Below are 13,166 nucleotides of genomic sequence, written 5' to 3' on the forward strand. Positions count from 1 at the left end.
TCACGCTCTCCAAATCTGTGGAACTACGATGAAGATACTAACGATGCTGGCGATGACGGTCCTGCTCAACGTCATCAGCCTCTCTGCCCACGCCGCCAATGTGCTGGTGGTGTTATCCGATGCCGCGCAACTTGACTTGAAGGACGGCAAGGTCACCCAGACTGGCTTTTTTTTCAACGAGTTGATGCAACCGGTGAAACTGCTTCTCGATGCGGGCCATACGGTAACGTTCGCGACCCCCCAGGGCAAAGCGCCCAGCCTGGATCAAGGCTCTGTCAACAAGTCCTACTTCAACAACGATATTGACGCCTTTAATGCGCACAAGGCATTGCTGGACCGGCTCAAGATCACTTCGCCAGGCGAGTCGCCAGTGATCAGCCTGTCCCGCGTAGAGCAAATGGGTTACGAGCGCTTTGATGCACTGTATATCCCCGGCGGCCGTGCGCCGATGCAGGACCTCACTCATAGCCCGCTGTTGGGCAAGCTGCTGGCGAGCTTCCATGCCGAGGGCAAGCCTACTGCGCTGGTGTGCCATGGACCTGCCGCGTTGCTCTCGGCGTTGCCTGATGCTGAAGGGTTTGTCGGTCAACTGGAGTCGGCAGGACGCGTAAACGCACGCCCTGACTGGATTTATGCAGGGTACAAGATGACTGTCATGAGTAATGTGGAAGAGCGAATGGCTGAAGGTCGCCTCGGCGGGGGAAAAATGAAGTTCTTCCCGCAGACGGCTCTTGAGCAGGCGGGTGGGCTATACAGCAGCAATGTTGTGCCCTGGACGGCCAATATGGTGGTCGATCGCGAACTTATTACCGGTCAGAACCCCGCTTCGACGCTAGCGGTAGGCAATGAACTGTTGAAGCGCCTGAAATAATACCAGCCTATTGTTCTTCGCAAATCGGACCGTTCCCACTCTCCCGCAGAGCGTGGGAACGATCCGTGTATGGAGCCACTCCCTAGGCCGCCCGCAACGAAATAAACGCATAATTCACCAGCTCCGCAGTCCCCACCTGCGCCCCGGCTGCCCGCACTTGCTCGGCGATATCTTCCCCGGAAACATGGAACAGCCACTCGCTGGCCGAACTCAGCGATGGTTGTGCTTCAGCCTGCTCAATGGCCGTGGCGAACGCCCTCATGTCCGGCAGGTACGCGGTAAAACCGTCGCCCTTGAGCGCGGTGGTGCGAATGCCCAACCGTTCGCAGATGGCTTCCTTGGTCTGGATGTCGTCCCGGTCAGCCTGGCGCGAACGCTGGATCAAGCCGGCCAGTTCCTGATCGACCAACTCACCGCCGACAATCAGGTCCGGTCCTGTTTCCCAGGATTCTGGCGGGCAGTCCTTGGCGGCTGGTTGGAGTGGGATATGCGGATTAATTTCCATGGGGTATATGCGGCAAACCAACGGCCGGCGCTCATAGATCCGGCAGAGCTGGTCTTCGTCAAGATTCCGGCAGGGGCCGACGTTATACGCCGCGAAAGTGATCGCCACATACGCCTGGGTCGCACCGCTGGGTACCACGCAGGAACGTCGCTCGGCATGCTCGCGTTGCTGCAACGGCAGGCCGAGGCCATTACCGAGAAAGCCTTCCACCAGTATGATCACATTGCCACCATCCGCCGCCCACTGCCGGGCTTCGGCGAGGGTCAGCGGGACGTGGTGGTCGGTGCAGCACTTGCCGCAACCTACACAGGAAAACGTTGTATTCATTGGATGGACGGCCGCAATTGATAGGCGAGAGCGGTGACGGGAAATATCCTTAGGGTCACTGCAAAGGCCTGTCTGGGAGCAAGTTATGTGCCAGTCAACGCGCTTGCCCGCGAATGGCGGCGTTACAGGGGAACGAGTTCTCTGCGGATTAATCGCATGCCCACGCGTTCATAGAGTCGCCGCGCTCGCTGGTTGTCTTCCAGCACCTTCAGGTCAACAAAGCCTTCCCGGCGCTGCTGAAACACGTTGAACGCATGCAACAGCAACGCGTGCCCAAGCCCTTGGCCCCGAGCCCTCGGATGCACCACCAGATCTTTGATATAGGCGCTTGTCCAGCACTGGGCGACGCCGACAATTCCTTGATCATCCACGGCGATAAAACACAGCGCCGGGTCATATTCGGCATCGGTTTCAAAACACTCGCGCCAGATATCCAGCGCAGGCACCTGTCCGCCGCCCTGTTGATAACCGAGTTCCATCAGCCCATGAACCGCCTCGGCAAGCTGCGGACGGTAATGGGGCAGGCTGATGCCGGTCGGCCAGACGACAGCTGGCACAACCTCAGTGAGGTCTCGTCGCAACAGCAGGCAGTAGTTCTCGGCCATGGCTCAATTTCCCTGAGCCGCGACAGCTTTGGCGGCTTCGATCAGGCACCGGGTCAGCTCCGGCGAGGAAAATTTGGTCAGCACCGCGTTGGCCCCGGCCAGACGGGCTTTTTCGCTGTTCATCGCGCTGTCCAGCGAGGTATGCAGCAGCACGTAGAGGTGGGCGAAGTCCGGAGTTTCGCGCAGGGTGCGGGTGAAGGCGTAACCGTCCATCTCCGACATCTCGATGTCCGAGACGATCAGATTGATCTGCTGGTCGGTGCCCTGCAGATCCAGCAGGCAGTCGATGGCTTCCCTGGCGCTGCGCGCGGTGTGGCATTGCAGGCCGAGGTTGCGCAGGGTGTGCACCGATTGTTGCAACGCCACTTGGCTGTCATCGACCACCAGAATCCTGGCGTTGCCCAGCACTTCGGCGTCTTCCATGCTCAATTCGGTCGGCGCCATTTCGATCTGCGCCGGGGCGATTGAGTGGATGACTTTCTCGATATCCAATACTTGCACCAGGGCGCCGTCGACCGAGGTCACGCCGGTGATGTACGACCTGACGCCGCCGGAGCCAAAGGGCGGCGGGCGGATATCGGTGGTCAGGCAATGCACGATTTTGCTCACGGCCTGAACATGCAGGCCCTGCTTGGAGCGGCTGATGTCGGTGACGATCAGGCAGCCGCCATCCGGGTCGACCAGCGGCTTTTCGCCAATCGCCCGGCTCAGGTCGATCACCGACAACGAGGCGCCGCGCAGGGTGGCGATGCCTTTGACGTGCGGGTGCGACTCCGGGAGCTTGGTCAGCAGCGGGCAGGGGATGATTTCACTGACTTTCAACAGGTTGATCGCCATCAGCTTGCCGCTGCGCAAGGTAAACAGCAGAAGCGAGAGTGAATCTGCGCGGGCTTTGGTGGAGGACATAAAAACCTTCTGTGGATAAGGTGGTTCGCGGTCATGGGGCCGTGAACAGCTATCGATGACGGGTTATCGACTTGTTGGGGGATGGCTTTAGGGGTAATCCCCGCTTTCCAGACCGACGCGAATCCCTGTGGCGAGGGAGCTTGCTCCCGCTGGAGCGCGCAGCGGTCCTAAAATCGGCCACCGTGTTTCAATAGTCGGATAGCGTTATCCGTTTTACGACTGCTGCGCAGCCGAGCGGGAGCAAGCTCCCTCGCCACAGGGGACCGGATCACTTCATCCCCAACCGCTTGGCCATCCTTCCAAGATTCGCCCTGTCCAGGCCTAACTCACGGGCGGCGCTTGCCCAGTTGTTCTGGTGTCGCTCAAGGCTGGCGTTGATCAACTGACGCTGGTAATTCTCGGTGGCCAGGCGCAGATCCCCGGCGGCGTCGGGCAACACTACAGGGGTGGTGGCAGGTTCTGGTAACGGCGCCTGTTCGGTGACATTTGGCAAATCCAGATCCGCCGCGCTGAGGCTGAGAATCTTCGGGCGCTCACGGCAATTGCCCAGTGCCTTCAGTGCGCTACGGCCTATCAAGTGCTCGAGTTCACGGACATTGCCCGGCCAGGCATAAGCCAGCAGTGCCGCCTGAGCATCGCTGGTCAGGCGCAGGCTGTTGAGGCCCATGCGCGAGCGGTTTTGCTCCAGGAAGAAGCCGCTGAGCAGTAGCACATCACGGCCGCGATCGCGCAGCGCCGGCACCAGCAACGGATAAACACTGAGGCGATGATAAAAGTCGGCCCGGTATCGGCCACTGCGCACTTCTTCAGCCAGATCGCGGTTGGTCGCAGCGATCAACCGCACATCGACCTGATGCTCTTTGTCCGAGCCTAAGCGTTGCAACTGACCGCTTTGCAGCACCCGCAGCAACTTGGCCTGCACGGTCAGCGACAGCTCGCCGACTTCATCGAGAAACAGCGTGCCGCCATTGGCCAGTTCGAACTTGCCGCGACGGTCGTTCATGGCGCCGGTGAACGCACCGCGCACATGGCCGAACAGTTCGCTTTCCACCAGGGTGTCCGGCAGGGCGGCGCAGTTGAGGCTGATGATCGGTTTGTCGGCCCGCGGTGAAGCCGCGTGAATAGCCTGGGCCACCAGCTCTTTACCGACCCCGGTTTCGCCGGTGATCAACACCGTCAGGTCGCTGCCGCCCACCAGATTGATTTCTTCCATCAAGCGTTTATGGTTTTTGCTTTGGCCGATCATTTCGCGGTTTTGCTGGCCGCTGGCTTGGCGGTAAACCTCAGCGCGCTGATGTTCGTCTTCGACGCGCAAGGCCAGCCGCTCAATGCGCTCGGCAGCGTTGACCGTCGCTGCGGCAAGGCTGGCGAAGGCCTCCAGAGCGTCCAGTTCGATCGGTTCGAAACGCTGCGGGTCCAGCGCATCGAGGGTCAGCAGGCCCCAGGGGCGTTCGTCGATAAACAGCGGGCAACCCATGCAGTCGTGGACTTCCAAGTGTTCGTCGAGACCGTCCACCAACCCGTCATAAGGGTCCGGCAACTCGCTGTCGCTGGCGAAACGGGTCGGTCCATGACTGCTGAGCAAGGCCTCGAAGCGCGGATGTTCGCTGACCTTGAAACGTCGGCCCAGGGTGTCCGGGCTCAGGCCGTCCACCGCCAGGGGCACCAGCCATTCGCCGTCGAGGCGCAGCAGGGCAGCGGCATCACAGGGCAGCAGCGCGCGCATGGCTTCGAGCAGACGTCGATAGCGCTCGCCCTCCGGCAGTTCGCGGGACAGGTCGGAGACCAGCGGGAGCAGGGCGGTGAGCAGTGATTTTGCAGTCATATTGACTCCAAGTAGTCTCTATGACTATAAATCAGCCATTGTCTATATGACTACGTATTTCTTAAGCTATTGATTTATATAGTTTTAATTGTTGGCATGGATACTGATAGATAAAGGGTAATCAGCTGGAAACCAAAAAGCTCAGGAGTTGCCCTTATGCTTAGCGTTCAAGACCGTGCCATCGTCAAATCGACCGTCCCGCTGCTGGAAAGCGGTGGCGAAGCGTTGATCACTCATTTCTATCGCATGATGCTCTCCGAATACCCGGAAGTTCGTCCGTTGTTCAACCAGGCCCACCAGAGCAGCGGCGATCAGCCTCGTGCGCTGGCCAACGGCGTGTTGATGTATGCGCGGCATATCGACCAGCTGGACCAATTGGGCGACCTGGTGGCGAAGATCATCAACAAGCACGTCGCCCTGCAAATCTTGCCTGAGCACTACCCGATCGTCGGCAGCTGCCTGCTGCGGGCCATCTCTGAAGTGCTCGGCAGCGAGATTGCCACCCCTCAAGTGATGAGCGCCTGGGGCGCGGCCTATAACCAGTTGGCCGACATCCTGATCGGTGCCGAAACCGCGATCTACGACCAGAAAGCCGAAGCTCCAGGCGGCTGGCGCGGGGAGCGGGAATTCAAACTGGTGGCGCGGGTCGAGGAGAGCTCGGAAATCACCTCGTTCTACTTCGAACCGGCGGACAAAGGCCCGATCCTCGCGGCAGAACCCGGCCAGTACATCGGCATGAAACTGATCCTTGAGGGCGAAGAGATTCGTCGCAACTATTCGCTGTCGGCCCTGGCTGACGCCGGTCAGTACCGCATCAGCGTCAAGCGCGAAGCCGGCGGCCGTGCTTCGAACTTCCTGCATGACCAGATGCATGTCGGCGCGAGCATCATGCTGTTTCCGCCGGCCGGCGAGTTCACGCTGACCGCCAGCGACAAACCGCTGGTGCTGATCAGCGGCGGTGTGGGCATCACGCCGACCTTGCCAATGCTTGAAGCTGCGCTGGCGACCAAACGTGCAGTGCACTTTATTCATTGCGCGCGTAACGGTGGTGTTCACGCCTTCCGTGATTGGGTCGATGCGCTGGCCGAGCGTCATCCGCAACTCAAGCGCTTCTACTGCTACGCCGAAGATGACGGCGTCAGCCCGGCGGCGGATCAGGTCGGGTTGTTGAGTCAGGATCAATTGGCGCAGTGGTTGCCAGAACAGCGTGATCTGGACGCTTACTTCCTCGGTCCAAAAGGCTTTATGGGCGCAATCAAGCGTCACCTCAAAGCGTTGGGCGTTCCGGAGAAGCAAAGCCGTTACGAGTTCTTCGGCCCGGCTGCGGCGCTGGAGTAAGTCCTCCCTGCGGTGAGTCAGACTCACCGCGTCGTTCCTTTCGCGAGCAAGCCCGCTCCCACATTAGAGCCGCGTCGTGCACATTATTTGTGTCTGGATGCGGTCTAGTGTGGGAGCGGGCTTGCTCGCGATGAGGACATCAGCTTCGACGCAGATTCTGACTCAGCCACACCTGTTTAATCCCCCGTTAATTCCCCTGCCGTTAATTCCCTCCTGTTAAAACCACCGAACGCGCCCGCGTACGCTACCGGTCAGCGTGTAAACTTGTGGGCATACGACTATCACCACTTTGGCAAAGGGATACGGGATGAGTGACGAAATAATGCGTTTGGGACGTGAGCGACGGTTTCTGGTCTTGCTCGGTGTGATCTGCCTGGCGCTGATCGGCGGTGCGCTGTACATGCAAGTGGTGTTGGGCGAAGCGCCATGCCCGCTGTGCATCCTGCAACGCTATGCCTTGTTGCTGATCGCGATCTTCGCCTTCATCGGCGCGGCGATGCGCACCCGAAGCAGCATTACCGTGCTCGAAGTGCTGGTGGTGCTCAGCGCCATTGCGGGCACTGCAGTCGCCGGGTATCACGTGTACATCCAGTTCTACCCGGCGGTCAGTTGCGGGATCGACGTCCTGCAGCCGATTGTCGATGGCTTGCCGCTGGCTTCGATTTTCCCGCTGGGCTTTCAGGTCGACGGTTTCTGCGAGACGCCGTACCCGCCGGTGCTGGGCTTATCCCTGGCGCAGTGGGCGTTGGTGGCCTTTGTATTGACCGTCGTGCTGGTGCCGCTGGGCATTTCCCGCAACCGCAAGAACCTGCGCTAAGGCCATCTGCCGCAACGCTGGATAACACAAAAACGCCCCGGTCCTCCTTGAGAGGGTCGGGGCGTTTTGCGTTTCAGAGGTTCGGAAAAAGAACATGATTTCGCTCAAGAATAAGTGCGGCACATGTGCGACATGTTGTCACACAAGGGGTGTGGCAAGACATTTCAAATGACGATGTCGGAGCTGCGCGACACCCTGAATTCATCCCCTCAGAGCGACTAAATTGCCAAAGGCCATAAAGCCCCATCAGGCAGATTTAACAGGCTCCCGCAAAATGCCGGAGGCCTTGTTTAGAGAGGCTTCGGGGCTGATTACGATACCACTGCGGTAAGCGAAGCTGTCCAAAGTGAGGGTAGTAAGCCTACGTTTTTTAGGGTTCTTGTTGAGAATGAAACGCGATACGATTGTTGAATCCAGCAATAATCGTTATCGATTGTTGCTGGATTCGATAAAAATTATTTCGGGATGAGACATGGTTTATAAAACGTTACATATCTACAATCGCCCGCACTGAAATTCCGGCGCTGCTCATTCCTGAGCATACGAGGGCGGTCGAGGGGCGGTTTGAACGCACCATGCGACTCCCGGTGTCGGCAACCTTTCCAACTATCCGCACCAAATGGAATTGGTCTGTAACAAGGCCTTTGACCACGAAATCGAATAAGAACACACCGCTGGCCCAGGATTTGTCGATCAGCGTTTAGCGCGACGGGCAGGCCCTTATTCAATTGAAGAAAAAATGCCAACCCTTGGCAGGGTGAAGTGTTGGCGATCAAAACCCAACTGCATTGCGCAAGCTGCTTTAGAGGTCGTGAGATGAGTAAAAACAGGTACCCCAGATTCTTAGGCTTCTTGCCTCTGCTCGGCACGTTGTTGCTGAGTGGTTGCAACATGACCTTGCTCGATCCCAAGGGCCAGGTCGGCCTGGACGAGCGAAACCTGATCATCACCGCAACGCTGCTGATGCTGTTGGTTGTAGTGCCGGTTATCGCCATGACCTTCGCGTTCGCCTGGAAATACCGCGCTTCCAATAAGGATGCCGTCTACGCGCCGAAGTGGTCGCACTCCACCAAGGTCGAAATCGCGGTATGGGCTGTTCCAGTGCTCATCATCATTGCCCTGGGCTACGTCACCTACAAGTCGACCCTCGCGCTGGACCCTTATCGTCCGCTGGAATCCGACGTCAAGCCGATCACCATCGAAGTGGTCTCCATGGACTGGAAGTGGCTGTTCATCTACCCAGAGCAAGGCATCGCCACCGTCAACAAGCTCGTGTTCCCGGCCAACACGCCGGTTAACTTCCGTATCACTTCCGACACCGTGATGAACTCGTTCTTCATCCCGGGCCTGGGCGGCCAGATCTACGCGATGGCGGGCATGCAGACCAAGCTGCACCTGATTGCCAACCAGAACGCTGAATTCGACGGTATCTCCGCCAACTACAGCGGCGCGGGTTTCACCGGTATGAAGTTCAAAGCTATCGCCACTTCTCAGGCGGATTTCGATGCCTGGGTCAGTGATGTCAAGAAGGCACCTAAACAGCTTGAAAAAGCTGAATACGAAGCCCTTTCCAAACCAAGCCAGAACAACCCTGTAGAGCTCTACTCCTCGTTCACGCCAAACCTGTTCCAGACCATCATCGACAAGTATGAAGGCATGAATCCGGGCAAGCCGATGCACCACGAGAAGAACGAGAAGGAAGTGGCCGGTATGGAAGGGATGGACATGAGTTCGCATTCAGCTGCCGGGGCAGAGGAGTAAACGATGTTTGGTAAATTAAGTTGGGAAGCGGTCCCGTTCCACGAGCCGATTGTGATGGTGACCATCGCCATGATCGCGCTCGGCGGTCTGGCGGTGTTCGCTGCAATCACCTATTTCAAGAAGTGGACCTATCTGTGGTCCGAGTGGCTGACTTCCGTCGACCACAAGAAAATCGGCGTGATGTACATCGTCGTTGCCATGATCATGCTGCTGCGTGGTTTTGCCGACGCCGTCATGATGCGCTCCCAGTTGGCCCTGGCCACTGAGGGTTCCCCTGGCTACTTGCCGCCTGAACACTATGACCAGATCTTCACCGCTCACGGTGTGATCATGATCATCTTCATGGCGATGCCATTCTTCACCGGCCTGATGAACCTCGTCGTGCCGCTGCAGATCGGCGCGCGTGACGTTGCCTACCCGTTCCTGAACTCCTTGAGCTTCTGGCTGCTGGTATCCGGCGTGGTGCTGGTGAACGTGTCCCTGGGTGTCGGCGAATTCGCCCGTACCGGTTGGGTTGCGTATCCACCGCTGTCGGAACTGGGCTACAGCCCGGGCGTGGGTGTTGATTACTACATCTGGGCCCTACAGCTATCGGGACTGGGGACGACGCTAACGGGGGTCAACTTCCTGGCCACCGTGCTGAAAATGCGTACCCCGGGCATGAAACTGATGGACATGCCGATCTTCACCTGGACCTGCACCTGGGCCAACGTTCTGATCGTCGCTTCCTTCCCGATCCTGACCGCTACTCTGGCTTTGCTGACGCTTGACCGTTACATGGATTTCCACATTTTCACCAATGAACTTGGTGGCAATCCGATGATGTACGTCAACCTGTTCTGGGCCTGGGGTCACCCTGAGGTTTACATCCTGATTCTGCCAGCGTTCGGGATCTTCTCCGAAGTCATCTCGACCTTCTCCGGCAAGCGTCTGTTTGGCCACCACTCGATGATCTACGCCAGTGGCGCGATCTCGATCCTGGGCTTCATGGTCTGGCTGCACCACTTCTTCACCATGGGGTCGGGTGCCAACGTCAACGCCTTCTTCGGCCTGGCGACGATGCTGATCTCGATTCCGACGGGGGTGAAGCTATTCAACTGGCTGTTCACCATCTACCGTGGACGTCTGCGTATCACCAGCCAGGTGCTGTGGACCCTGGGCTTCATGGTGACTTTCGCCATCGGCGGCATGACCGGCGTACTGCTGGCCATCCCGGGTGCTGACTATGTACTGCATAACAGCCTGTTCGTGATCGCTCACTTCCACAACGTGATCATCGGCGGCGCGGTATTCGGTTACATCGCTGGTTTCAGCTTCTACTTCCCTAAAGCGTTCGGCTTCAAGCTGCACGAAGGTTGGGGCAAGGCAGCGTTCTGGTTCTGGATCTCGGGCTTCTTCGTCGCCTTCATGCCGCTCTATGTACTGGGCTTCATGGGCATGACCCGTCGTCTGAACAGCACCACCAACCCTGAGTGGACGCCTTACCTGCACGTCGCGATGGCCGGTGCGGTGTTGATCGCCATCGGTATTGCCTGCCAGCTGATCCAGATCTACGTTAGCGTGCGTGATCGCAAGCAGAACATGTGCGAAGCCGGCGACCCGTGGAATGCTCACACTCTGGAATGGTCGACTTCCTCGCCACCGCCGTTCTACAACTTCGCTGTACTGCCGAAAGCCGAAGGCATCGACCCGTTCACCGAAGCCAAGGAAAACGGTACTGCGTACAAGGCACCTGGCCGCTACCAGCCGATCCACATGCCGAACAACACCGCGACCGGTCTGGTCATGGGTGCTCTGTTGACCGTGTTTGGTTTCGCGATGATCTGGCACATCTGGTGGATGGCTATCTTCGGTCTGGCCGGTACGGTGATCTACTTCGTTATCCACGCTGCCCGTGATGACCAGGGCTACATGGTGCCGGTTGAAACAATCGAGCGCATCGAAGCCGAGCAGCACAAGCGTCTGGTAGCGGCCAAAGCGATTCCGGCCACCGCCACCCGTGTTGAAACCTCGTTGGAACAGGCTTAAACCATGTCGAACTTAGTGACCAATGCTGGACACGCCCATGGTCATGACCATGGGCACGATGACCATCACCACGACTCGGGCGAGATGACCGTATTCGGTTTCTGGCTCTACCTGATGACCGACTGCATTCTGTTTGCGTCGATCTTCGCGGTGTACGCGGTACTGGTAAATAACGTAGCCGGTGGCCCGTCGGGCCACGACATCTTCGAACTGCCGTACGTGCTGGGCGAAACTGCCTGCCTGTTGCTCAGCTCGATCACCTACGGCTTCGCCATGCTGGCGTTGTTCAAGGGCAAGAAGACTCAAGTGCTGGGCTGGTTGGCGATTACCTTCCTGTTCGGTCTGGGCTTCATCGGCATGGAGATCAACGAGTTCCACAAGCTGATCTCCGAAGGCTTCGGTCCTAACCGCAGCGGCTTCCTGTCCGGGTTCTTCACCCTGGTCGGGACCCACGGTCTGCACGTGACCAGCGGTCTGATCTGGATGGCGATCATGATGTATCAGGTCAACAAACATGGCCTGACGTCGACCAACAAAACCCGTTTGAGCTGCCTGAGCCTGTTCTGGCACTTCCTGGACGTTGTGTGGATCTGCGTCTTCACCGTTGTTTACTTGATGGGGACTCTGTAATGGCTAATGCAGCTCACTCACACAATGGCCACGATAGCCACGACGACAGCCACGGCAGCGTCAAGTCCTACGCCATCGGCTTCATCTTGTCGGTGATCCTGACCGTCATTCCTTTCGGCCTGGTGATGTACCCGTCCCTGCCGAAAGCCTTGACCCTGTGGATCGTGCTGGCCTTCGCGGTGATCCAGGTGCTTGTTCACCTGGTTTACTTCCTCCACCTGGACCGTTCCAGTGCCCAGCGTAATAACGTGATCGCGTTTATCTTCGCAGCCCTGGTCATCGTCCTGTTGGTAGGCCTGTCGCTGTGGATCATGCTCAGCATCCACACCAACATGATGGCGCACTGAGGAAAGTCCGGATGTCCTTTAAGCACTTTATCCAAATCACCAAACCGGGGATCATTTTCGGTAACGTGCTTTCTGTGGCAGGCGGGTTCTTCCTGGCGTCGAAAGGGCATGTCGACATCGCCCTGTTCCTGGCCGCAATGATTGGCACGTCCTTGGTGGTCGCCTCCGGTTGCGTGTTCAACAACTGCATCGACCGCGACATCGACCTGAAGATGGAACGCACGAAAAACCGCGTGCTGGTCCAGGGCCTCATCTCCCTGAAACTGGCACTGGTTTACGCGACCGTCCTCGGTATCGCCGGCGTGGTCACGCTTTACCGCGTGGCTAATCCTTTGGCGGCGCTGTTCGCGGTGATCGGTTTCGTCATCTACGTCGGCTTCTACAGTCTGTATCTCAAGCGCAAGTCGGTTCACGGCACGCTGGTGGGCAGTCTGTCGGGGGCGATGCCGCCGGTGATCGGCTACGTGGCCGTGAGCAACAGCTTCGACATGGCTGCACTGACGCTGCTGGTGATGTTCAGCCTGTGGCAGATGCCGCATTCCTACGCCATTGCGATCTTCCGCTTCAACGATTACCTGGCCGCATCGATTCCGGTGCTGCCAGTGAAGCGCGGAATTGAGGTGGCCAAGCGGCACATCCTGCTCTACATCCTGGCCTTCCTCGTGGCGACCTTGATGTTGACCTTCAGCGGCTACGCCGGCATGAGCTACCTCGCCGTCGCTGCCGCAATGGGCATGTACTGGCTGTACATGGCCTGGACCGGCTACAAGGCCGTGGATGATCGGGTCTGGGCGCGCAAGCTGTTCGTCTTCTCGATCTTCACCATCACCGCCCTGAGCGTGATGATGTCCCTGGACTTCAAAGTGCCGAGTGAGTTGCTGCTGACTTACGCGCCTTAAGGTTTTGCGGTTGTACAAAAAAGCCCCCGCCTTCGAGAGAAGCGCGGGGCTTTTTATTGCGCACGATTTACCGGTGGGAGCCGGGCTTGCTCGCGATGGCGGCCTGATAGCCGACCAATCTCTTGCAGGTGTACATATCCATTCCTGCGGTAACGGCCACTTATGGTTTCGCCCTTACGGCCAGCCCTTTCAAGGTCTTCGTTTAAACTCCCCCAAAACTCCAGTCAGGGTGACGAAAACGATGTGGGCAGAGGTTCTAGCGCGGTTTGAAAAAAAGGCACCGGCCAGTGTCATGGTCAAGTTGGCT

Annotated in this window: 13 protein-coding genes and 1 pseudogene; 9 read left to right on the forward strand and 5 right to left on the reverse strand. The window is 58.2% G+C overall.

All coding sequences use genetic code 11. The annotated features are described in order from the left end of the window. Positions 1-28: 28 nt before the first annotated feature. The gene (locus ACN1C3_RS31740) at positions 29-871 is read left to right on the forward strand and encodes a type 1 glutamine amidotransferase domain-containing protein (protein WP_419119676.1); all 843 of its coding nucleotides are present in this window, start codon (positions 29-31) and stop codon (positions 869-871) included. Between the two features lie 82 nt (positions 872-953). Here ACN1C3_RS31740 and ACN1C3_RS31745 read toward each other — a convergent pair whose 3' ends face one another. The 4 genes from ACN1C3_RS31745 to norR all read right to left on the reverse strand — a co-directional run bounded on the left by ACN1C3_RS31745 (position 954) and on the right by norR (position 5,039). Then, positions 954-1,703, reverse strand: coding sequence for a YkgJ family cysteine cluster protein (locus tag ACN1C3_RS31745; RefSeq protein ID WP_419119677.1), 750 nt, complete (start codon positions 1,701-1,703; stop codon positions 954-956). 122 nt (positions 1,704-1,825) lie between these two features. After that, on the reverse strand, positions 1,826-2,308 hold the full coding sequence (locus tag ACN1C3_RS31750) for a GNAT family N-acetyltransferase (protein WP_419119678.1): 483 nt from the start codon (positions 2,306-2,308) through the stop codon (positions 1,826-1,828). A gap of 3 nt (positions 2,309-2,311) precedes the next feature. Beyond that, positions 2,312-3,214, reverse strand: coding sequence for a chemotaxis protein CheV (locus ACN1C3_RS31755; protein WP_419119679.1), 903 nt, complete (start codon positions 3,212-3,214; stop codon positions 2,312-2,314). A gap of 268 nt (positions 3,215-3,482) precedes the next feature. Next, positions 3,483-5,039, reverse strand: coding sequence for a nitric oxide reductase transcriptional regulator NorR (gene norR, locus ACN1C3_RS31760; protein WP_419119680.1), 1,557 nt, complete (start codon positions 5,037-5,039; stop codon positions 3,483-3,485). 156 nt (positions 5,040-5,195) lie between these two features. Between norR and hmpA the strand changes: the two genes are divergently transcribed. After that, the gene (gene hmpA, locus ACN1C3_RS31765) at positions 5,196-6,377 is read left to right on the forward strand and encodes an NO-inducible flavohemoprotein (RefSeq protein WP_419119681.1); all 1,182 of its coding nucleotides are present in this window, start codon (positions 5,196-5,198) and stop codon (positions 6,375-6,377) included. Between the two features lie 307 nt (positions 6,378-6,684). Beyond that, a complete protein-coding gene (locus tag ACN1C3_RS31770) occupies positions 6,685-7,194 on the forward strand; it encodes a disulfide bond formation protein B (protein ID WP_419119682.1) in 510 nt (169 codons plus the stop codon). Between the two features lie 487 nt (positions 7,195-7,681). Here ACN1C3_RS31770 and ACN1C3_RS31775 read toward each other — a convergent pair. Next, positions 7,682-7,983, reverse strand: a pseudogene (locus ACN1C3_RS31775) (hypothetical protein). Between the two features lie 27 nt (positions 7,984-8,010). Here ACN1C3_RS31775 and cyoA point away from each other — a divergent pair. The 6 genes from cyoA to ACN1C3_RS31805 all read left to right on the forward strand — a co-directional run. Beyond that, on the forward strand, positions 8,011-8,955 hold the full coding sequence (cyoA, locus tag ACN1C3_RS31780; RefSeq protein WP_419119683.1) for a ubiquinol oxidase subunit II: 945 nt from the start codon (positions 8,011-8,013) through the stop codon (positions 8,953-8,955). Between the two features lie 3 nt (positions 8,956-8,958). Next, a complete protein-coding gene (cyoB, locus tag ACN1C3_RS31785) occupies positions 8,959-10,983 on the forward strand; it encodes a cytochrome o ubiquinol oxidase subunit I (protein ID WP_419119684.1) in 2,025 nt (674 codons plus the stop codon). 3 nt (positions 10,984-10,986) lie between these two features. Beyond that, complete coding sequence (locus ACN1C3_RS31790; RefSeq protein WP_419119685.1) at positions 10,987-11,613, forward strand: cytochrome o ubiquinol oxidase subunit III; 627 nt, start codon at positions 10,987-10,989, stop codon at positions 11,611-11,613. Continuing rightward, a complete protein-coding gene (gene cyoD, locus ACN1C3_RS31795) occupies positions 11,613-11,960 on the forward strand; it encodes a cytochrome o ubiquinol oxidase subunit IV (RefSeq protein WP_419119686.1) in 348 nt (115 codons plus the stop codon). The genes ACN1C3_RS31790 and cyoD overlap by 1 nt, the downstream gene beginning before the upstream one ends. Before the next feature lie 11 nt (positions 11,961-11,971). Continuing rightward, the gene (gene cyoE / locus ACN1C3_RS31800; RefSeq protein WP_419119687.1) at positions 11,972-12,859 is read left to right on the forward strand and encodes a heme o synthase; all 888 of its coding nucleotides are present in this window, start codon (positions 11,972-11,974) and stop codon (positions 12,857-12,859) included. Positions 12,860-12,869: 10 nt separating this feature from the next. Beyond that, positions 12,870-13,166, forward strand: a 297-nt coding sequence (locus tag ACN1C3_RS31805; protein WP_419119688.1) for a hypothetical protein, incomplete at its 3' end; no start/stop codon positions are given.

Origin of the sequence: Pseudomonas sp. H11T01 (genome assembly GCF_048515765.1) — a bacterium.
In the GTDB taxonomy this organism is placed as follows: Bacteria; Pseudomonadota; Gammaproteobacteria; order Pseudomonadales; family Pseudomonadaceae; genus Aquipseudomonas.